This window comes from Brevundimonas intermedia (assembly GCF_004614235.1).
GTDB classification, from domain to species: domain Bacteria; phylum Pseudomonadota; class Alphaproteobacteria; order Caulobacterales; family Caulobacteraceae; genus Brevundimonas; species Brevundimonas intermedia_A.
Genome location: NZ_SPVH01000002.1, coordinates 452,704 through 473,639 on the forward strand (window position 1 = coordinate 452,704; position 20,936 = coordinate 473,639).

Genomic DNA, 20,936 nt, shown 5'->3' on the forward strand with positions numbered 1-20,936 from the left:
TTGACCCGATGCTGACTACAAAGATGAACCCGCGCGTCTTCTGGGGCGCGAGCGCCATCATCGCGATGCTGCTGCTTGTCGCCACCCTCGCTCCCGGACAGTCCGACCGTGTGTTCCAGAGCGTCCAGGCCTGGGTCATCGACACCTTCGGCTGGCTCTATATCGCCTCCGTCGCGGGGTTCGTGGGCCTGGTGCTGGTGCTGGCCATCGGGCCGACGGGCGCGCTGAAACTGGGGCCGGACGACGCCGAGCCCGACTTCCCCTACCTGTCCTGGCTGGCCATGCTGTTCGCCGCCGGCATGGGGATCGGCCTGATGTATTTCGGGGTCGCCGAGCCGATCCAGCACTATATCAACCCGCCCTCAGGCGAGGGCGGCACCTTCACCGCCGCGCGCGAGGCGATGGGGATCACCTTCTTCCACTATGGCGCGCACGCCTGGGCCATCTATGCGCTGGTCGGGCTCAGCCTGGCCTATTTCGCGCACCGAAAGGGCCTGCCGCTGACCCTGCGGTCGGGGCTGTCGCCGCTGCTGGGAAAGCGGATCAACGGCCCCATCGGCGACGCCGTCGACATCTTCGCCATCTGGGGCACGGCCTTCGGCATCGCCACCTCTCTGGGCTTCGGCGTGTCGCAGATGAACAGCGGTCTGACCTATCTGCTGGGCATTCCCAACACGCCGTGGGTTCAGGTGGGGCTGATCGCCGTGGTCATGGCGGCGGCGACCGCCTCGGTGATGAGCGGCGTCGGCAAGGGTGTGCGGCGCCTGTCGGAGTTGAACCTGATCCTGGCGGTGCTGCTGATGCTGTTCGTGCTAGTGGTCGGGCCGACCAACTTCCTGTTCAAGGCGCTGGTCCAGAACTTCGGCCTGTATCTGGACCATTTCTTCGAACGGACCTTCACCCTCTACGCCTATGAGCCGCGCGCCTGGATGGCGGACTGGACCCTGTTCTACTGGGCCTGGTGGATCGCCTGGTCGCCGTTCGTGGGGATGTTCATCGCCCGGATTTCGCGAGGGCGGACGGTGCGCGAGTTCCTGCTGAACGTCCTACTGGTGCCGGCCGGCTTCACCTTCCTGTGGATGACCGTCTTCGGCAATACGGCCATCAGCCTGGACATGGGTCAGGCGGCGGGGGCGATTTCCAACGCCGTCTCGACCGACCTGTCGACCGCCCTATTCTATTTCCTGGAGCAGCTGCCGGGCGCGGCCTTCACATCAAGCCTGGCGATCCTGCTGGTGGCGGTCTTCTTCGTGACCTCGGCCGATTCCGGCGCCCTGGTGATCGACACCATCGCCTCGGGAGGAGCCGATGATACGCCGCGCTGGCAGAGGGTCTACTGGTGCCTGCTGCTGGGCCTGATCGCCGCGACGCTGCTGCTGGCGGGCGGGCTGGGCGCGCTTCAGGCCGCCACTCTGGCCGCCGCTCTGCCCTTCGTCCTGATCATGATCCTGCTGTCCATCGGCCTGGTGCGCCAGATGAACGCCGACTTAGGCGGACGCAACGTCGAGACCGAGGGCCCGCCCCTGTCCGAGCGGCTGAAGCGCATCCTGGCCCCCGCCAGCCGCGCCGACATCGTCAAGGAGATCGACCGCCACGGCCTGCCCGCGCTGGAGACGGTGCGCGCCGCCCTGGAGGCCGAAGAGCCGGACGCCGAGATCGGCACGGACGAGGCCGCCGCCTGGCTGACCCTGCAACATGGCGAACGGACCTTCGTCTATCGGATCGGCGCGCGGTCACGCCCGCGGCCGACCATGACCGCCCGCGAAACCTCCCAGGGCCGCCGCCTGCTGGAGTGGCGGCTGATGGCCCAGACCGGCGACGGCGCTCGCCCGCACGACATCACCGGCTTCACCCAGGACCAGATCGTCGCCGATGTGCTGGAGCAACTTCAGCGGTGGCGACTGGGGTAAGCAGAACGTGCTGCCAAATCCTAGGCGGCGACACACACATCCGTCATCCTAGGGCTTGTCCCTAGGATCCAGACTCCCGGTTTTCACATGGCGAGGCAACTGCTCGACGACCGGGAATCTGGATCCTCGCCACAAGGGCGAGGATGACGGTTTCAAAATTGGTGGACGCCTTAGAGGTTGGCCGCAGCAACCGGGGGCGCTAGCGTCGGGCGTCTTCGCTGGAGTTCGCCATGTCCCTTCGTCTGTCGCGCCGTTCCCTGTTCGCTTCCGGAGGCGCGGCGGCGCTGGCGGCCCAGCCGGTCTTCGCCCAAACGACAGCTCAGACTAGGCCAGCGAACGACGATGCGTCGCTGGCCCAGGCGGTGGACGCCTATGTGGCGAAATGCATGGCGGCCTGGCCGGATCAGCCCGCGCTGGGCGTCGCCGTGGTCAAGGACGGGGCGACCGTCCTGGCGCGCGGATACGGCGTCAAGGTTCAGGGCCAGCCGGCGCGGGCCGACGAACACACCCTGTTCGCCATCGCCTCCAACACCAAGAACGTCACCGCCGCCGCCCTGGCCATCCTGGTCGACGAGGGCAAGGTGAAGTGGGACGAACCCGTCAAAACCTACCTGCCCGGCTTCACCCTGTTGGACCCCTATATCGGCGAACACATCACGGTGCGCGATACGCTGAGCCACCGGGCCGGGTTCGGCCTGGGCGCCGGCGACCTGCTGTTCTGGCCCAATTCGGACCGCACCCGCGCCGAGGTGCTGGCCCAGGCCGCCTTCGTGCCCATCGAGGATGGGTTCAGGGCGCGCTATCACTACTGCAACCTGATGTTCGTGGTGGCCGGCGCGGTGCTGGAGGCGGTGTCGGGCCTGACATGGGAGGCCTTCATCCAGACCCGCATCCTGGACAAGGTCGGCATGACCGAGACCGTGCCGCTGGCGCGTCTGGCCGATCCGGCCAAGTCCGCCCTGCCCCACGGCCGGGTCGGGCCGCCGCTGCGTTATCAGGGGGCGATGACCCCGATCGCCAAGTCCATCGTCGAGGTCTGGAACTGGGACTCCGCCGCTGCGGCCGGCGGCATTTGCACCACCCCGACCGACTGGGCCAAATGGATCGCCGTGCGCCTGAACGACGGCAAGCTGGCGGACGGATCGCGGCTCTATTCCGAGGATGCGGCGCGAGAAATGGTTCGGCCCAACATCATCGTCGGGTCGTCGCCCGGGCCGACGGCCGAACTGCCGAACCGGTCCATCGCCTCGACCTACGCCATGGGCCTTCAGGTCCAGGACTATCGCGGCGAACGGATCGCCAGCCACGGCGGCGGCTCGCCCGGCGGCATCTCGGCGACCGTGCTGATCCCCGGCCGCAAGACCGGCTTCAGCATCTTCTCCAACGCGGAGGAAAGCTTCCTGCTGCGCGCGCTTCGTTCGGGGATTTCGGACATCTGCATGGGCAAGGTCGATGTGGACTGGATCGCGGACTCCAAGCGGCTGGAAGCCGAGGGCAATGCGAAATCCATCGCCGCCGCCGCCGAGATCGACGCCAAACAGGCGGCCGGCGCCGCCCCGTCCATGCCGCTGGAGTCCTACGCCGGAACCTGGCGCGATCCCTGGTACGGCGACATCGTCATCGCGCCGAAGACTGAAGGACGCGGGCGTAATCGCAAGAGCGGACTGTGGCTGACCTTCACCCACACGCCCGCCCTGCAAGGCTGGCTGGAGCCCTATGACGGCGACACCTTCCGCACCCGTTTCCCGGACAAGCGCGAGGAGGACGCCTTCGTCACCTTCGCCATCCTGACGGCCAAGCCGGCGACGGCGACGGTGAAGGGGGTCAGCCCCGACATCGACTTCAGCTACGACTATCAGGACCTCAAGCTGACGCGCGTCGATTGAGATGATCGCCACCGCCGCCCTGATCCTGGGCCTGTCCCTGGCGCCGCAAACCGAGACTGCGGTACAGGACGTGCCCGCCGTCTGCCGCCACGACACCGCCGGATCGATGGACGTTCAGGCCTGCGCCGATGCGGCGCCCAAGGGATCGCCGGTGCGGGCGTTGGCGCTGATCAACCTGGCGTCCCAGGCCTATCTGGCGGGTCAGTACGCCAGGGCCCTGGACTCCTATGACGAGGCCATTCCGCCGGGCATGGCGGTGACCTCGGACATCGTCTTCCATGCCTTCCGGGGCGACACCTACTTCCACGCCGGACGCACTGAGGCGGCGCGAGAAGACGCCGGCCTAGCGTGGCGGATGCTGAAAGGCGAGGTCAGCGCGGCGGGCGATCCGGCCAACGACATGCCGGTGGACGACCAGTTGAGGTTCGAGGTGCTGATCCGCATCCTGCCAATCCTGAAGGACGGCGATGCGGCGACTTTTGCGGCGGCCAAGGCCCAGGTCATGACCCTGCCGGCGACCGACGGGATCGCCCTGACCAATCGGGCGGGCCTGCTGGCCAAGCTGGGCGACTATCCCGCCGCCGTCGCCGACAGCAGCGCCGCCCTGGCCCTGTCGCCGAACGAGGCGGGGGTGCAGAACAACCACTGCTTCATCCTGTACCAGGCCGGGCGCGCGGCCGAGGGCGTGGCCTATTGCGAGGCGGCGCTGGCGACCCTGCCCCAGGCCGCGCCGATCCGCCATTCCTATGCCCGGGCCCTGGCCGCGACCGGCCGCTGCGCCGAGGCAGAGACGCAGATCGCCGAGGCGCGTCGGCTGGATCCCAGCGCCGTGGAATATGTAAAGCCGCTGGACTGCACGACGCGCTAGCGGGTGATTTCCAGCAGCTCCAGCTTGGCCTCCTGCTTGGGCCAGGGCAGGACCAGACGCCAGCGGTTCTGGCCAACCCGTTCGATGACGCCGACCTGATCGCGCTCGGCCTTGTCGCCGTAGGCAGGGAAGGTCTTTTCGTCAGCCCCCCAGGCCTGGGCCCCGACATAGACGGCGCGGCGGTCGGTGTCGGGATAGATCAGGCCGCGCGTGCGCTGCGACCCCGTCGTCTTGGTCAGGACCAGATCGCCGCCCGGCGTCAGTTCGACCGAACAGGCGAACCAGGGATATTCGACATAGGCCAGTCCCTGGCCCTCGACCCGACGGCCCATCTTGATGGTGCGGCAGCGATAGGTGCCCGGTCCCGGCTGGATGCGGCCCGTCTGCGCCGCGTTCGGATCGGCGAGCGGCCCCAGCGCCTCGACCTGGCGGGCGAAACCACCGTCCTCGGCCTCGGCGCGACCCAGACGCCAGGCCTGATCCAGGCGGCCCAGCAGGCTGGCGTCGGCCGTATTGGCGACCTGACGCCAGTTGTCGGTCCCGCCCTGAAGCCCGCCAGCCGGGGCATCCTGCTGCTCCGGCGTGGCCACACCCTCGGGCGCCGCTTGAGCCGGCACGCCGGCGGCCGGCTCGGTGACGGCGGGCGAGGTCTCGGCCGGGCTGGCGGGGCTGTTGTCGCCACAGGCCGCCAGGGCCGTCGTGGTCATCAGGGCCAGAACGGCCAAAGGGGTGCGGCGCATGCGGGCGTCTCCATCGGTTGCGGAGACACCAACGGCCCAGCCGCCGCCGGGTTCAGCGCACCGTCAGCTTCGCGGCGCCGGGACCAGTTCGATCAGGTCGAGATTGGACTCGTACTGCGGCCAGGGCAGGACCAGGCGCCAGCGCGCCTCGCCGATGCGTTCCAGCACGGCGACCAGGTCGCGGTCGGCGTTGCGGCCGTAGGCGTTGGCGGCGGGCTCCTGGGCCAGGGCCATGGAACCGAGCAGGACCATGTGCCGGTCGTCTTCGGGGAAGATCAGGCCCGACGGGCGCTGGGAGCCGGTCAGTTTGGAGAACTTCAGCCCGCGCGGCGTCTGTTCGATGCGGCAGGCGAACCAGCCATAGACGACATAGCCCAGGCCGTCCTCGCCGCCCTGGGAGCCCAGTTTGACGGTGCGGCAGCGATAGTCGCCGGGCGGCGGCGTAACGCCGGGACGGGCGGCCTTGGGCGAGATCAGGTCGCCCAGGCCGTTCAGGTCGCCCGACCCGGGCTGACGCTTCGCCTGCTGCAGGGCCAGGGTCCAGGCGGCGTCGACGCGGCGATAACGGTCGCGATCGGCCGAGGTGATGACGCCGCGCCAGTCCATCAAAGCGGCGCCCGTGCCCGCGCTGGACGGCGGCGGAGGCGGGGGCGGCGGGGTCGCAGCGCAGGCGGCGACGGCGCAGAGGGCGACCAGGGGCGCCAGACGGCGGATGAGCGGACGGGACGAAACGAACCGGGCGAACTGACGCATCAACGCTTCCCTTGGGGGCGACCTTGCGGGCGAAGTGGCCCTCTTAGGCCCTCTGGCGCCGGTCGGCGTCAAGGCCGGCGGACGCGATGCCCAGCACGTCGTTCAGCGCGGCCGCCAGGGCGGTCAGGTCCAGTGGCTTGGCCAGCCAGGCGTCGAAGCCGGCGGCGGCGCCGCGCGTGCGGTCCTGTGGCGAGACAGCGGCGGTCAAGGCCAGGACCGGCACGTGGCGCGTCATCGGATCGGCGTCCAGCCGCGCCTTGACCTGATAGCCGCCCATATCCGGCAGGCCGATGTCGAGCAGGATCACGTCGGGCTGAAGCGCGCGGGCCAGATCCAGCCCCTCCGCCCCCGTCGTCGCGGCGTGCAGCGTCAGACCCAGTCCGGTCGCGGCCTGTCGCATCAGGGCGATGTTGGCGGGGTTGTCCTCGACATAGAGCACCACCGCCTGTTTCGGCGTCGCGGCGCCCGGAACGCTGGCGGCGGGCAGGCTGAGCGAGAAGATCGTCCCGCCCCAGGGCTCGCGCTGCTGGGCGAGGGCGCCGCCCATCCGCTCTGCCAGTCGCTGGACCGAGGCGACGCCCAGGGCGGTGCCGCCGCGCGCGTCCCGGCCGTCCAGGGGGTGGAACAGGCGGTCGGACCCTTGGCCCGTCAGGGCCGCGCCGGCGTCATGGATGGAAACGATGACCTGGGCGTCGTCGCGCCTCATCGCCATGCGGACGGTCCCCCCGCCGGGCGAATGGCGCAGGGCGTTCTCGACCAGGCGGCGTAGAATACGGCGGACCTGGCCGGGGTCGGCCATGACGCACAGGCCCGACGCGGGCGGCGGACAGGCCAGCGCAACGCCCGCCTCGCGCGCCTGCGGTTCGATCCCGTCGCAGACCTGACGCAGGGCCAGGCGCATGTCGACGCGGTGGATGCAGGGCGAGGCGCCGGCGTCGCCACAGGCCACGAAGGCGTCCGCCTCCTCGACCAAGGCCAGCAGCACTGCGCTGGCCGCCTCGATCTGGCGAACGGCCTGGGACTGGCGTGCGGTCAGGGGGTCGGCCTCGGCGTTGACGCGCAGCAGTTGGGAAAAGCCCATGACGGTGGTCAGGGGGGTGCGCAGTTCGCGCCCCAGGGCCTGCATCACCTCGCCCTTGGTGCGGTCCTCGGCGGTCAGGCGCTCGATCTGCGCCTCGGCGGTCGTCAGGGCGCGACGCAGAATCTGGGTCTGTTGGACGATGCGGGTTTCGAGCCGGTCGTTCTCACGGCGCAGACGCAGCGCAACCGCATGCGCCTGAAGCCAGAGCCATATTCCGGCGCAGGTCCCGGCCAGGGCCAAGGACAAGACAAGCAAGACGATATCCATGACGCCCTCCTACGCGCCAGAATGGCGCGCAGGAGTTGCGTTCAGGTAAACACGCTCGCCTGAGTTGTTTCAGTCTTCGGAAGCTGCGGCGGCTTCCGGCTTGCGGCGCGGGGCGCGACGACGCGGGGCCGCCTCGCCTTCGACTTCCGGGGCCGACGCGGGGGCAGCCGAGGCGGGGGCGCGGGTCAGGAAGCCCGGCAGGGCGGTCGGAGCGTCGCCCTCGTCCGCAGCGATGGCGGCGGCGGTGCGGCGCGGGCGGCGGGCGGGACGGTCCTCGGCGGCAGGGGTTTCGACGTTGCTCTCGACGGCGGGGGTCTCGACAACGGGCGTCTCGCTGACGGTCTCGACGTCGGGGGCGTCGGCGTGGACGGGGGCGCCGTCTTCCGCGCCCTCCTGATTGTCGAAGCGGCGGTTGCGTTCCTCGCGGCGACGCTCCCAGCGTTCGCGGCGGCTCTCGCGGCGACCGCCCTCGCCCTCGGTGCGGACCTCTTCGCCCTCGCGCGGCTCGCGCGGTTCACGCGGTTCGCGAGGCGGTTGGGCGTCGCGGTTCTGGGCCAAGTCGCGGTTTTGGTCGCGGCTTTGATCGCGGTCACGATTTTGGTCGCGGTCACGGTCGCGATTCTGGTCGCGGTCCCGATCACGGTTCTGCGTCTGGTCGCGATCGCGGTTGTAGTCCCGGTCGCGGTTCTGATCGCGGTTCTGGTTCTGCTCGGTGCGGTCGGATGCTTCCTGCGCCTGGCGGTCGGCGGCCTGCTGAGCGGCGACGAAGGCGGCGGCCTGGGCGCCGGATTCATCCTCGAAATCGATGTCGAAGCCCTGGTTCGACTGTTCGCGCGCGGCGATGTCCGAGAAGGACCGCTGCGGCTGAAGCGCGCGCAGGACGCGGTAATAGTGTTCGGCGTGCTGCTGATAGTTTTCGGCCAGCACCCTGTCGCCGCCGGACGAGGCGTCGCGGGCGAGCTGCTGATAGCGCTCATACACGGTCTGGGCGTTGCCCCGGACCTTGATGTTTTCGGGGCCTTGCGAGTCCCACGAACGATTCGGATTGGCGCTGTTGGCGTTTGACGCGCCCGCCTTGTTCCGATTGCGTCCGCGCTGACGCTTCATGCCCTTGAAATCTCTCATTCGCGCTACCGTGTGCAGGGATGGAGCCCAGGCCAGCGGCCGGTTCCGTCCGTTTCGTGGTTCCGTTTCGATCGGGGCCGATCCCCGATTGTCGAACTGTCGGAAGGCCTTGCCGCCCGCATGGTGCGCCGGTCCTTTCGGGACCGACCGTCATGATCGGCTCAAGCGCGAACAGCCGGATAGAGGCCCGTAAAGCTGCGTTTGAGTGGGAGACGAACGAGGCTTAACCCGTGTGCGCCGCCTTTCCAAGGGTTTTCGTCAAAGCGTCGCACCCAGGGCCTAACAGCCCCGCTTTGCCACGGCCTTGTGCTGGGCTAGGCATGACCTTTGAGACGACGACGAGGCGATCCCATGCGTGTTCTGGTTCTGGGCGGCGACGGTTTCTGCGGCTGGCCCACGGCCCTGCATCTGTCGGCCGCAGGATGGGACGTGACCGTCGTCGACAATCTGAGCCGCCGCAACATCGACAACGAGCTGGAGGTTCAGTCGCTGACGCCGATCCGCACCATGGGCGAGCGGATCAAGGCCTGGAAAGAGGTGTCCGGCCGCGACATCGGTTTCGTCAATATGACGGTGGGCAAGGAATTCGACCGTCTGGTCGCCCTGATCCGCGACTACGCCCCCGACAGCGTCGTGCATTTCGCCGAACAGCGGGCGGCCCCCTATTCGATGAAGTCGGCGCGGCACAAGCTCTACACCGTCGACAACAACATCAACGCCACCAACCACCTGCTGGCCGCCATCGTCGAAAGTGGGCTGGACGTGCATCTGGCCCACCTGGGGACCATGGGGGTCTATGGCTACGGCACCGCGGGCCTGCGCATCCCCGAGGGCTATCTGAAGGTGACGGTGGACACCGACCACGGCCCCGCCGAGCAGGAAATCCTGTTTCCGCCCAACCCGGGCAGCATCTATCACATGACCAAGACGCAGGACGCCCTGCTGTTCCAGTTCTATGCCCGTAACGACAACCTGCGCATCACCGACCTGCACCAGGGCATCGTCTGGGGCACCCAGACGACCGAAACCAAGCAGGACGAGCGGCTGATCAACCGCTTCGACTATGACGGCGATTACGGCACGGTGCTGAACCGGTTCCTGATGCAGGCGGCGGTCGGCTATCCGTTGACGGTCCACGGATCAGGCGGCCAGACCCGGGCCTTCATCCACATCCAGGACACGGTGCGCTGCGTCGAGCTGGCGCTGAAGAACCCGCCCAAGCGCGGCGAGCGGGTCAAGATCCTGAACCAGATGACCGAGAGCCGGCGTGTGCGCGACCTGGCGGCCATGATCGCCGACAAGACCGGCGCCGAAATCCACAACGTCGCCAATCCCCGCCAGGAGGCGGACGAGAACGACCTGGTCGTCGCCAACGACCAGTTTCGCGACCTGGGGCTGAAGCCCATCACCCTGGCCCAGGGCCTGATGGACGAGGTGACGGAGATCGCCCGACGCTACGCCGACCGGGCCGATCTGACGCGGGTGCCGTGCGTCTCGGCCTGGAACCAACGCCGGGCCGAGGCGCTGGAAAATGAGGCGCGTCCGCCAGCCGGTGCGCCGCTTTCCAAAGTTCTGACGGCCTGAGTAACGTGATGCCCGACGCCCCCTCTTCGCTCAACCTGCTGGTCTTCGGCGGCGGCTATCTGGGACGGGCGACGGCGCTGGAGGCCATCCGACGCGGCGGACGGGCGACCGCCACCTCGCGCGATCCCGAACGACGTCGCGCCCTGGCGGCCGAGGGCATCACGGCCATCGACCCGACAGACACGGCCGCGCTGAAGACTGCGCTTGAGGCGGCGACGGCCGTGCTGATCACCGCCGCGCCGGACGCCCATGGCTGTCCCGGTCTGCGCGCCCTGGGACCGCTGGCCGGCGACGCCTGGCCCGACTGGATCGGCTATGTCTCCTCCACCTCCGTCTATGGCGACCGGGCCGGGGGATGGGTGTTCGAGGACGGGCCGCTGAACGCCGCCAATCTGGAGGGCGCGCGCCGCGTGCGAGCCGAGCGCGACTGGCTGGACGGGGCGCAGGGGATGGGGCTGACGGTGCAGATCTTCCGCCTGCCCGGCTTCTATGGGCCGGGGCGCAGTGTGGTCGAGCGGCTGCGGGACGGCACGGCGAAACTGGTGCGCAAGCCGGGCCAGGTTTTCAACCGCATCCATGTGGACGACATCGTCTCGGGCCTGTTCGCCTCGATGGCACGGCCGCGTCCGGGGGCGGCCTATAATCTGACCGACGACGAACCCTCGCCGGCCGATGTGGTGATGGAATGGGCCGCCGACCGGATGGGCCTGCCTCGTCCGCCCCAGGTCGACTGGACCGACGACAGCGTCAGCGAGGCGATGCGGCGCTTCTACCTGGATTCCAAACGCGTCTCGAACGCGCTGGCCAAGGCCGAGTTGAGCTGGCGACCCGCCTATCCGACCTGGCGCGAAGGGCTGGCGGCGATGCTGGAGGTGCCGCCGCCGTTGCGGTTGGTGAGTTGATCACACCCCGTCATCCTCGGGCTTGACCCGAAGATGACGGGTTAATGTGGTTGCGCGCTCAAGCCGCGAGCGACCGCGTCGTGAGCATAGCGCGCTTAAAACGGTAGCAGATTCCGCTGGCGGCTGTAGCTCATGGTGCCGACGTTGGCGCCCAGGCGCAGGCCGACGCCGGTGCGGATGGGGGCCAGGACGATGCCGTCGGCGCGCTGATAGTTCACGCCCATGCCGGCGACCAGATAGGCCGAACCCTCGACGCCCGGATAGCGGCGATAGATCATGTCGGGATGATAAAGGCCATAGACCAGGGTGAAGACCCGGCTGGCGTTGCCGCCCCAGTCCCAACCCACGGACGCGCCCTGCCAGAACACCTCCTGCGAGGCCGACAGGTCCTTCATGTGCAGGGCGCCGCGCCCATAACGCGCGCCCACGACCACGGCGCCGGAGCCTTCTTCGCCAGCGATATAGGCGGTCGGACGGTCGCCCTGGTCGGCGAAGACGCGCTCGATGGCGCCGCCCACGACCTCGGCCGCGATGCCCAGTTCGCGCGAGCCCGCCGAGACCAGTTCGTCGAAGCTGTAGGCCTGGGCGGTCTGATCCGAGCGGATCGGATAGTTGGGATCGCGCGCCGGCGCCGTGGCGCAGGCGCCGACAGCCGAGGCGCCTGCGGCTGTGGCCAGGCCGGAAAGAATCATTTGGCGACGATGCATGGGGGGACGCTCCGAGAGGCGGCGAGTGGACGGCCGGCTGGCGCGCCGGTCTTGGCTTCACCGTCCCCGACCTTTGCGGCAGCCTTGCGGCTTCAAGGTTAACGGGGGCTTACGGACGGGCTGCGATCAGGCTGCAACGCGCTTGCGGCGGACGACCAGCCAGGCGACCCCGATCAGCACCGCGAGCGTTCCGAACGCCTTGGCGGCCGTCAGCGGATCCTCGACCACGAAGATCACGAACAGGGTCGTGTTGATCACGAGGGCGACGATGGCCGGCAGCGGATAGAGCGGCATCTTCCACGGCCGCTCCAGATTCGGCTCGCGGACCCGCATGACGATGACGGCGGCGTTCACCAGCACGCTCATCAGCGCCAGCAGCGACGTCGAGAACGTCAGCAGCGTCTCATAGACGCCGATCGTTGCCAGAAGGCCGCCGGCCAGCACCGTCGCGATCAGCGCCAGACGGGGCGTGCCATTGGTCGCCACGCGGGTCAGGGCGGACACCTGATATTCCCGCGCCATGGCGAACAGGACGCGCGGGAACACCATCACCATCGCATTGATGATCGTCACCAGCGACACCAGCGAAATGGCCGTGACGATGGGCCCCGCCACATCGCCGAACACCCGACCGGCCGCATCCGCCGCCGCCAGGTTCGACCCGGCCATTTCGGCAGGCGTCAGGACGTTGAGATAGGCCAGGTTGGCCAGGACATAGATCACCGTCACTACGGCGATGCCCGAGAAGGTCGCGCGCGCGATGGTCCGGCCCGGATCGACTACCTCCTCACAGAAATAGGAGGCGCTGTTCCAGCCGTAGTAGGTGCCGGAAATGGCCCGCAAGGCCATGACGATGCCGCCGAACGACAGGGCCGCCGCCGTCGCCGGCGCGATCTCGGTGGCGACGGGCGCGCCCCGGGGCGCCAGGAACAGGCCGATGATCAGCACGGTGAACAGGGCGGCCTTGATCGCGCTGCCGATCTCCTGCGACCGGCCGCCGACCTTGGTGCCCAGCCATTGCACGCTGCCCACCGCGACGACGATCAGCAGGGCGAGAATGCCGATAGGCACGGTCGTGGCGACGCCCAATCTGTGCAGATACTCGCCGAAGACCACGGCGATGAAGGCGATGCCGCCCATGTTGCCGAGCCAGTCGCAGACGCCGACAGCCAGCCCCGTCACAGACCCGAAGGCGCGCCGGGCGAAGATATAGGGACCGCCCGTCTTGCGGATCGAGGCGGCCAGTTCGACCGTCGACATGGCGTCGATCCAGGCGACCAGGCCGGCGACGCACCACAGGGCGATGATGATCGTGGGGTTCTGCACCCCTTCGGCGACCACGCCCGGCGTGCGCAGAATCCCCTGCCCGATGACGCCGCCGACCACGACGGCGACGCCGAACGTCACGCCCAGCACGCGCAGCAGATGGCCGCGATCAGGATCAGCCGCCTGATGTTCCGTCGTCATCGCCTGCTTCCCCTGCGCCGCCCGAAAGGCGACGCTGCGATCCTTATGCCCGCAGCTTGCCGCCCTGCTTCTCCACCGCCGCCACGACCTTGGCGGTCAGGGCCTCGATCTCGGCTTCGGTCAGGGTGGCGTCGCGCGGTTGGATGACGACTTCCAGGGCGACGGATTTGAAACCCTCGTCCACGCCCTTGCCGCGATAGACGTCGAAGACCCGAACCTCGGCGATCAGGGCCTTGTCGGCGCCGGTCGCGGCGCGGACAAGGTCGCCCACCGGCTTGGCGTCTTCAACCACGAAGGCGAAGTCGCGGGTCAGGGGCATGAAGGCCGACAGGTCGGCGGAACCGCGCGCCTTGCCGCCCTTGCCGCGCGGCTCGGGCACATTGTCCAGCACGATCTCGAAGCCCAGCATCGGACCGTCGGCGTCCAGGGCCTTCAGCACGCGCGGGTGCAGTTCGCCGAACTCGACCATCACATTCTTGGTGCCCAGCTGCAGCCGGGCCGAACGGCCGGGGTGCCACCAGTCGCGGTTCTGGCCCTGGGCCAGTTGCAGGGAGGCGACCGGCGCGCCGATCTCTTCCAGCAGGGTGGTCAGGTCGCCCTTCATCGCGAACAGGGCGTCTTCGCCGCTTCCGGCCCAGTGACGGGCGGCGTGGGGCGCGACCAGGCCGGCGATGACGGTGCGCTGATCCTTGGGGCCGTCGGCCAGATAGATGGGGCCGATCTCGAACAGGGCGGCGTCGGCGAACCCGCGCGCGGCGTTGCGCGCCGCCGCCTGGATCAGGTTGGGCAGGGCCGAGGGGCGCATGCAGTCCAGATCGGCCGCAATGGGGTTCTCCAGCACCAGCCGGTCGTCCCCGCCGCCGAACAGGACGGCCGTCGATTGTTTGGTGAAGGACCAGGTGACGGCCTCGGCATAGCCCAAGGCGGCGAGCGCACGGCGCGCCGTGCGGACGCGGGCCTGGCGGGGGCTCAGCACCCCGCCTGCGGGGCGGGCGACTTCAGGCAGGGGCGTGTCGGGCAGGCTGTCGAAGCCCTCGATCCGCGCCACCTCTTCCACCAGATCAGCCCGGCCTTCGACGTCGCGCCGCCATGACGGCGGGGTCACGGTCCAGGGCTCGGCCTGATCGGCGGGGCCGGCGGTGACCAGGAAGCCGAGCTGGCCCAGGATGGTCCCGATCCGGTCGTCGTCCAGGTCCATGCCGCTGAGCCGCTTCACATAGGCGGGGTCGAAGGCGAAGGGCGCCGGGCTGGCCGGGGGTTCGCCGACGAAGACGATCTCGGACGGCTCGCCGCCGCACAGGTCCAGGATCAGGCGGGTGGCCAGCTCCAGACCCGGCGTGACCGAGACCGGATCGACGCCGCGCGCGAACCGGTACTGGGCGTCGGAATGGATGCCAAGCGCACGGCCGGTCTGGGCGATGACCAGCGGATCGAACCAGGCGCTTTCGATGAAGACGTCGGTGGTGGTTTCGTCGCAGCCGGTGCTTTCGCCGCCCATGACGCCGCCCAGGCCGATGGGACGCTCGCCCCCGGCGTCGGCGATGACGCAGTCGGTCGCGGCGGCCGCATAGGTCTTGCCGTCCAGGGCGATCAAATGCTCGGGCTCTCCGCCCTCGATATGGGCGGTCTCGGCCGACACTTGGCCCGCGCGCACCACGATCTCGGTCCCGACCAGCTTGGCCACGTCATAGACGTGCAGCGGCCGGGCGCGGTCGTAGGCGATCAGATTGGTCACATCGACCAGCCGGTTGATCGAGCGCAGGCCGATGGCGGTCAGACGTTTCTGCAGCCAGGCCGGCGACGGGCCGTTCTTCACGCCGCGAATGACGCGACCGGCGAAGACCGGACACATCTCGGGCGCATCCAGCCGCACGGTGATCGGCGACGGGAAGGCTCCGCGCACCACGGCGATGTCGAAATGCTTCAGCTTGCCGACGCTGGCGGCGGCCAGATCCCGCGCGATGCCGGCGACGCCCAGCCAGTCGGGACGGTTCGGCGTCACTTCGAAATCGATGACCGGTTCCGCGCCGAACAGCCCGGCCACCGGCGTCCCGACCGGAATCTCGGGCGGCAGTTCCTGGATCCCGTCGCTCTCGTCGGACAACTCAAGCTCGGACGCCGAGCACAGCATGCCGTTCGACACCACGCCGCGCACCGGCTTTTCCACCAGGGTCACGCCCAGCCCGGGCACATAGGCGCCGATGGGGGCGTAGATGGTGGTCAGGCCCGCGCGCGCATTGGGCGCGCCGCAGACGATCTCCTTCAGCCCATCGACCGTCTCGACCTGACAGACCTGCAGCCGGTCGGCGTTGGGGTGGCGCTCAGCCGACAGGATCTTGGCGACCGTGAAGGGCGCCAGCTTGGCGGCGGGGTCGAGAACCTCTTCGACCTCCAGCCCGGCCATGGTCATGGCCTCGGCGATCCGATGCACGTCCGCCTCGGTTTCGAGGTGGTCCTTCAGCCAGGACAGGGCGAACTTCATGAGGGTCTCAGGCCTTGGGCTTGTCGGTCAGGGCGCCGACCTGGGCGATGAATTCGGGCGTGCCGGTAAAACCGACCCCGTAGAATTCGCAGCCGATGAAATGGCAGTCGCGCATCGGGATCGTGCCGATGGCCTTGTCGCCGACGGGGCTGAGCAGCAGGTTCTGAATCCCGCCGCGACTGTCGCCGAAATTGGTGTCGGTGAAGGTAACGCCGTTCGACACCAGGATCACCGCCGGCCCCTGGAACCGGCAGCCGGTGAAGGTACGTCCCTCGACCAGCGGCACGCCCTTTGCGGAGGCGGCCGCATAGAGTTCGTACAGGATGATATCCACGTTCTCGAACGTCTTGGCGCTCAGGTCCGGCGCGTCTGCGAGCGGACGAGTGATTGGCAGGATGGAGTTCATGCCGATCGCCTTCCCTGGCTGAGAACCGCTTCGAAATTCTGCAGGAAGGCGGGCGCGCCGGTGAACCCGACAGCATGGAATTTGCAGCGCAGGAAGGCGCAGTTCTGGAACGCGACCGCGCCGATGACCTTTTCCGGGCCGACGGGCGCCAGCAAAAGATTGCGGATGTCCCCGCCGGAAAAGCCCATGTCGCACTCATCGAAGGTGCAGCCGCCGGCGGCGAGCAGCACGGCGGGACCCTCGATACGGCAATCGGTGAAGGTCTTGTTCTCGATCAGGTTTCGGCCCGCAGACATCGCCTCCGCGATCAGCTGCGGCAACCAGATGTTCGCCCTGTCGTAGGCCGGCCCCTCGCCGATCCGCTTGAAGGTGATGGTGTCTTGCGCGTCAGTCATGGATCAGCTCAGGCCCGAGGCCGGATTGGGGGCCGCGAAGGCCGAGAAACCGTAATGCGCCAGCCAGCGGGTGTCGGCGTCGAACATGGGACGCAGGTCGGGCACGCCGTATTTCAGCATGGCCAAACGATCCACGCCCATGCCGAAGGCGAAGCCCTGATACTCGTCCGGGTCGATGCCACAGTTCTTCAGCACATTGGGATGCACCATCCCGCAACCCAGGATTTCCAGCCAGTCGTCGCCGGTGTTGAACACCAGCTTGCCGCCTGAGCGGTCACAGCGGATGTCCATCTCGGCCGAGGGTTCGGTGAAGGGGAAGTGGTGCGGCCGGAACCGCGCCTGAACCTCGTCCAGCTCGAAGAAGCGGGCGATGAAGGTCTGAAGCGTCGTCTTCAGATGGCCCATATGGATGTCGCGGTCGATCACCAGGCCTTCGATCTGGTGGAACATCGGCGTGTGGGTGGCGTCCGAATCCTTACGGAAGGTGCGACCCGGCGCGATGATGCGGATCGGCGGCTTTTGCGACATCATGGTGCGGACCTGCACCGGGCTGGTGTGGGTCCGCAGCACCTTGCGCTCGCCCGTCTCGGGGTCGGGCTTGAGGAAGAAGGTGTCGTGCATCTCCCGCGCGGGGTGTTTGGGCGGGAAGTTCAGGGCGGTGAAGTTGTGGAAGTCGTCCTCGATGTCCGGGCCTTCGGCGACCGCAAAGCCCATCTCGGCGAACAGGGCGATCATCTCGTCCATCACCTGCATGGTGGGGTGAACCCCGCCCTTGCGACGCGGCCGGGCCGGCAGGGTCAGGTCGACGCGTTCGGCCTGAAGCCGGGCGTCCAGTTCGGCGGCCTCCAGCTCGGCCTTCCTGGCGGCGATGGCAGCGGCGACGCGGTCGCGCAGGCCGTTGATCATCGGCCCCTGTTCGCGACGTTCATCGGGGCTCATCGCGCCCATGCCCTTCAGCAGGCCGGAGACGGAGCCGGACTTGCCCAGGGCGGCGACGCGCACCTCTTCCAGGGCGGCGACGCTTTCGGCGCCGCCGATGGCGTTGATCAGGTCGAGTTCGAGTGTGGCGAGATCGGTCATTTGCCCCGTGCCTTAGCGTCCTCGGGCGCGTTCGTCACCCTTCAAGGGTTCGATGCGATGGCCTGAAGTTCCGATGCCGGCGCCTTGTTGGCCGCGACGATCCAGGCAGGCGGCTCCGGCTCCCAGCGGATGGGCCGGCCGTCGGTCGCCATCCAGCGGTGCAGCCACGAGATTCCGTTGGCGCGGACATAGGTATCGGCGTGGCCGTAGATCGGATCGGCCAGCGCCTCTTCCAGAGACACGAAGCGATAGCCGCGCGCCAGATACAGGGCGTGAATCTGCGGATAATACGCCTGGTTCAGGCTGTTGGCGTGCAGCAACAGGACCTGCACCGGCTCGCGCCCGCCGGCGACCTCGGCGCTGTAGGGTTCGAAGAACTCCAGCACCGTGGCCATGTGCGCCACATAGGCCAGGCCGATGCGCTGCATCAGGGCCGCATCGCCCAGTTGCTCGGCCTTGCGATAGACGTCGGCGAACATCCAGTCGTTGTTGTCGATCGTGACCGGCGCGACCGTATAGCCGCGCTGGGACAGACCGGCGGCGATGGCGTCGTGCTTCTCCGGCGTCTCTCCGGTGAACAGATAGGGATGGCGGAACCAGCGCAGGCGCTGTCCCCTCGCCTCCAGCACGTCGCGCACGATCGGCGACCCGGCGTCCACGTCGGCCAGATAGGCCTCGGCCGTCGTGCGGTGGATGTTGATGTGGCTGAAGGTGTGGTTGCCCAGGTCCAGACCGCCGTCCAGCCAGACGTTCAGGATGGGCGGCAGGGTCGCGTCGCGTTCGGCGTCGCACATCCGGCCTGCATTGACGAAGGCCGCGCCGTGGGTGTCCAGCGGCTTCAGCATGGCGACGAAGTCCTGGGTGATGGCCATCATCCGCGTCGGATCGCACAGGGTCGCCTCGTCCGCCTGGAACGGAAGATCGTCGAAGGTGACGGCGACGCGTCGCTCTTGCGCGACGGCGGGGTGGGCCAGGGCCAGAGCGAGAGCGAGAGCCAGGCTGAAAATCAGGGTGCGCATCATGGCGCGAGGCTAGCGGCGAAGCGCGTGTGGGGGAACGTTCATTCGGAATTGTGCGATTTCCATCCGTTGACGGATCAACTGTCTGAAACCCGCCGCGAAAGGTTCATGAACGGCAAAGCTGGCGTTAAATATCAGCCGCTAAGCAGGCCTCCGAACGGGTGGGGACCTTGATGCCGCGTATCGGTGACTTCGTTGATTTGATCGCGCCGGTGGCGCCGTCCACGCCTGGCGCGGATGTGTTCGAGCGATTCCAGACCGAGCCCAACACCCTGGCCCTGGCCGTGGTGGACGAAGACGGCCGCCCGGTCGGCATCATCGAACGCAACGCCTTCACCCTGCGGATGGCGGCTGAGTTCGGGCGCGCCCTCTATGCCAGGAAACCCGCCGAAAGCCTGATGGACCGCAACGCCCCCGTGGCCGATGCGGCGACCAGCGCAGAGGCCTTCTTCCAGGCCTATGGGGCGGCGGAACTGGGCGCCCTGCTGAGCGGCTTCGTCGTGGTGGCGGACGGCCGCTACGTCGGCGTCGGCACGGCGCTGCAGGTCGTTCAGGCCGGGGCGGCGCTTCACCGCCAGCGCGCTGAAGAGATGAGCGCCCTGGCCCGCGACCTGGCCATCGCCGAGGCCGAGGCCGTCGCCTCCAGCCGCGCCAAGTCCGAATTCCTTGCGGTGATGAGCCACGAAATCCGCACGCCGCTGAACGGGGTGCTGGGCGTCGCCGCCCTGATGGACAGGAAGCTGGAGCAGGAAGAACTGCGCCCCTACGTCCGCACCGTCATCGATTCCGGCCAGAGCCTGCTGCGGCTGCTGACCGACGCCCTGGACATGTCGCGCGCCTCGGCCGGGATGCTGACCCTGGAAGAAGAGCCACTGAACCTGTCGGCCGTCGCCTTCGATATCGACGCCCTGTGGCGGGCGCGCGCGGAAGAAAAGGCGTTGACCCTGACCGTCCGCACCGACTTCGAATCCAGCCCCTGGGTCCGGGCGGACGGCATGCGGATCAAGCAACTGCTGAACAATCTGGTCGGCAACGCCCTGAAGTTCACCCAGTCGGGCGGCGTGGTCGCCACGCTAGCCAGTCGGATGACCCGCGACGGGCTCAGGGTCGAACTGACGGTGGACGACAGCGGCCCCGGCGTGCCCGAAGCGGCGGCGGCGACCATCTTCGACCCCTTCAACATCGGCAAGGCCGGGCGCGAGGGCGCCGGCGCCGGCCTGGGCTTGGCAATCTGCCGCCAGATCGCCGAGCGTATGGACGGAACCATCGGCCTCAGCGTGTCGCCGCTGGGCGGGGCGCGGTTCCACGTCGTCCTGCCCCTGAGCGCCTGCGCGGCGGACGAGGCGGGCGGCGCCCCGAGCATGGCCGACCCGACCCCGCACGAGACGCTTCACGTGCTGGTCGTCGACGACAACCCCACCAACCGTTTCGTCGCCGGCAAGCTGTTGGAGATGTTCGACTGCACTGCGGAGATGGCCGAGAACGGCCGCGAGGCGCTGGAGGCCGTTCAGAACCGGCGCTTCGACCTGGTGCTGATGGACATCAAGATGCCGGTCATGGACGGGGTCGCCGCCACCCGCGCGATTCGCGCCCTGCCCGGCCCGGTCGCCCGACTGCCCATCCTGGCCCTGACCGCCAACGCCGATGAGCGCGACGAGCTGGACTATATCGCCGCCGGCATGAACGGGGTGGCGCAAAAGCCGATCCAGCCCGACGCCCTGTTGAACGCCATCCGCCTCGTTTTGGCCGGCGTCGAAGCCGAGGCCGAGGCTGACCGCTTGATTGAGGCAGCCGCCGCCTGAACCCACCGGCCCAAACGAAGAACGCCCGCCCCGGAAAACCGGAACGGGCGTTGATCTTGGTCGGTGCGACTGTGGCTTAAGCCAGAGCGGCGCGGACCTTTTCGGCGACGGCCTTGAAGCCGGTCGGGTCGGCGGCGATCGAGGCCAGGACCTTGCGGTCCAGTTCGATGCCGGCCTTGTTCAGGCCGTTGATGAACTGGCTGTAGGTGAAGCCTTCCAGACGGGCGGCGGCGTTGATGCGCTGGATCCACAGGGCGCGGAAGTTGCGCTTCTTGGTGCGACGGTCGCGATAGGCGTATTGCCCGGCGCGATCGACGGCGGCCTTGGCCGTACGGATGGTGTTCTTGCGGCGGCCGGAGAAGCCCTTGGCCTGCTCCAGAACCTTCTTGTGCTTGGCGTGCGAGGTTACGCCACGTTTTACGCGAGCCATGTCGCTATTCCTTCAAATTCTTTGGGATGGAG

Annotated in this window: 18 protein-coding genes; 6 read left to right on the plus strand and 12 right to left on the minus strand. The window is 68.4% G+C overall.

Features of this window, described 5'->3' with window-relative positions; translation table 11 throughout:
• Positions 1–23: 23 nt before the first annotated feature.
• The 3 genes from EGY25_RS04020 (at position 24) to EGY25_RS04030 (ending at position 4,664) form a co-directional block, all read left to right on the plus strand.
• Entirely contained in the window at positions 24–1,910 is a 1,887-nt protein-coding gene (locus EGY25_RS04020; protein WP_245159335.1) for a BCCT family transporter, read from the plus strand.
• A 230-nt stretch (positions 1,911–2,140) separates the two neighbouring features.
• On the plus strand, positions 2,141–3,796 hold the full coding sequence (locus EGY25_RS04025; protein WP_135193755.1) for a serine hydrolase: 1,656 nt from the start codon (positions 2,141–2,143) through the stop codon (positions 3,794–3,796).
• A gap of 1 nt (position 3,797) precedes the next feature.
• Positions 3,798–4,664 (plus strand): tetratricopeptide repeat protein, encoded by an 867-nt coding sequence (locus EGY25_RS04030; protein ID WP_135193756.1) that lies wholly within the window; start codon positions 3,798–3,800, stop codon positions 4,662–4,664.
• Here EGY25_RS04030 and EGY25_RS04035 read toward each other — a convergent pair.
• The 4 genes from EGY25_RS04035 to EGY25_RS04050 form a co-directional block, all read right to left on the minus strand.
• Positions 4,661–5,404: a DUF4893 domain-containing protein gene (locus EGY25_RS04035; protein WP_135193757.1), complete on the minus strand. Its 744-nt coding sequence runs from the start codon at positions 5,402–5,404 to the stop codon at positions 4,661–4,663. The two genes, EGY25_RS04030 and EGY25_RS04035, sit on opposite strands and share 4 nt — an antisense overlap.
• Before the next feature lie 63 nt (positions 5,405–5,467).
• Complete coding sequence (locus EGY25_RS04040) at positions 5,468–6,157, minus strand: DUF4893 domain-containing protein (protein ID WP_135193758.1); 690 nt, start codon at positions 6,155–6,157, stop codon at positions 5,468–5,470.
• A 43-nt stretch (positions 6,158–6,200) separates the two neighbouring features.
• Positions 6,201–7,505, minus strand: coding sequence for a hybrid sensor histidine kinase/response regulator (locus tag EGY25_RS04045; protein ID WP_135193759.1), 1,305 nt, complete (start codon positions 7,503–7,505; stop codon positions 6,201–6,203).
• 69 nt (positions 7,506–7,574) lie between these two features.
• Positions 7,575–8,630 (minus strand): DUF4167 domain-containing protein, encoded by a 1,056-nt coding sequence (locus tag EGY25_RS04050; RefSeq protein ID WP_135193760.1) that lies wholly within the window; start codon positions 8,628–8,630, stop codon positions 7,575–7,577.
• 351 nt (positions 8,631–8,981) lie between these two features.
• Here EGY25_RS04050 and EGY25_RS04055 point away from each other — a divergent pair, with 351 nt between their 5' ends.
• Together EGY25_RS04055 and EGY25_RS04060 are read left to right on the plus strand one after the other, a co-directional pair.
• A complete protein-coding gene (locus EGY25_RS04055; RefSeq protein ID WP_135193761.1) occupies positions 8,982–10,214 on the plus strand; it encodes an NAD-dependent epimerase/dehydratase family protein in 1,233 nt (410 codons plus the stop codon).
• Positions 10,215–10,222: 8 nt separating this feature from the next.
• Positions 10,223–11,116 carry an SDR family oxidoreductase gene (locus EGY25_RS04060; RefSeq protein WP_135193762.1) on the plus strand — a complete coding sequence of 298 codons (894 nt, stop codon included), beginning with the start codon at positions 10,223–10,225 and terminating at the stop codon, positions 11,114–11,116.
• Between the two features lie 95 nt (positions 11,117–11,211).
• On the opposite strand, the gene EGY25_RS04065 is transcribed toward EGY25_RS04060, so the two are convergent.
• The 7 genes from EGY25_RS04065 to EGY25_RS04095 form a co-directional block, all read right to left on the minus strand.
• Positions 11,212–11,823: a DUF1134 domain-containing protein gene (locus tag EGY25_RS04065; RefSeq protein WP_135193763.1), complete on the minus strand. Its 612-nt coding sequence runs from the start codon at positions 11,821–11,823 to the stop codon at positions 11,212–11,214.
• A gap of 126 nt (positions 11,824–11,949) precedes the next feature.
• Positions 11,950–13,290: an APC family permease gene (locus EGY25_RS04070; RefSeq protein WP_135193764.1), complete on the minus strand. Its 1,341-nt coding sequence runs from the start codon at positions 13,288–13,290 to the stop codon at positions 11,950–11,952.
• 43 nt (positions 13,291–13,333) lie between these two features.
• Positions 13,334–15,772, minus strand: a complete 2,439-nt coding sequence (gene pheT / locus EGY25_RS04075) for a phenylalanine--tRNA ligase subunit beta (protein WP_135193765.1) — start codon at positions 15,770–15,772, stop codon at positions 13,334–13,336.
• Positions 15,773–15,779: 7 nt separating this feature from the next.
• Positions 15,780–16,178 carry a hypothetical protein gene (locus EGY25_RS04080; protein WP_135193766.1) on the minus strand — a complete coding sequence of 133 codons (399 nt, stop codon included), beginning with the start codon at positions 16,176–16,178 and terminating at the stop codon, positions 15,780–15,782.
• Complete coding sequence (locus tag EGY25_RS04085; protein ID WP_135193767.1) at positions 16,175–16,573, minus strand: hypothetical protein; 399 nt, start codon at positions 16,571–16,573, stop codon at positions 16,175–16,177. The genes EGY25_RS04080 and EGY25_RS04085 overlap by 4 nt, the downstream gene beginning before the upstream one ends.
• Before the next feature lie 3 nt (positions 16,574–16,576).
• Positions 16,577–17,653, minus strand: a complete 1,077-nt coding sequence (pheS, locus tag EGY25_RS04090) for a phenylalanine--tRNA ligase subunit alpha (protein ID WP_135193768.1) — start codon at positions 17,651–17,653, stop codon at positions 16,577–16,579.
• Positions 17,654–17,694: 41 nt separating this feature from the next.
• Positions 17,695–18,675 (minus strand): polysaccharide deacetylase family protein, encoded by a 981-nt coding sequence (locus EGY25_RS04095; RefSeq protein ID WP_135193769.1) that lies wholly within the window; start codon positions 18,673–18,675, stop codon positions 17,695–17,697.
• A 170-nt stretch (positions 18,676–18,845) separates the two neighbouring features.
• On the opposite strand from EGY25_RS04095, the gene EGY25_RS04100 reads away from it, so the two are divergent.
• Complete coding sequence (locus tag EGY25_RS04100; RefSeq protein WP_135193770.1) at positions 18,846–20,474, plus strand: response regulator; 1,629 nt, start codon at positions 18,846–18,848, stop codon at positions 20,472–20,474.
• 76 nt (positions 20,475–20,550) lie between these two features.
• On the opposite strand, the gene rplT is transcribed toward EGY25_RS04100, so the two are convergent.
• Positions 20,551–20,904 (minus strand): 50S ribosomal protein L20, encoded by a 354-nt coding sequence (rplT, locus tag EGY25_RS04105; protein ID WP_135193771.1) that lies wholly within the window; start codon positions 20,902–20,904, stop codon positions 20,551–20,553.
• Positions 20,905–20,936: the final 32 nt, after the last annotated feature.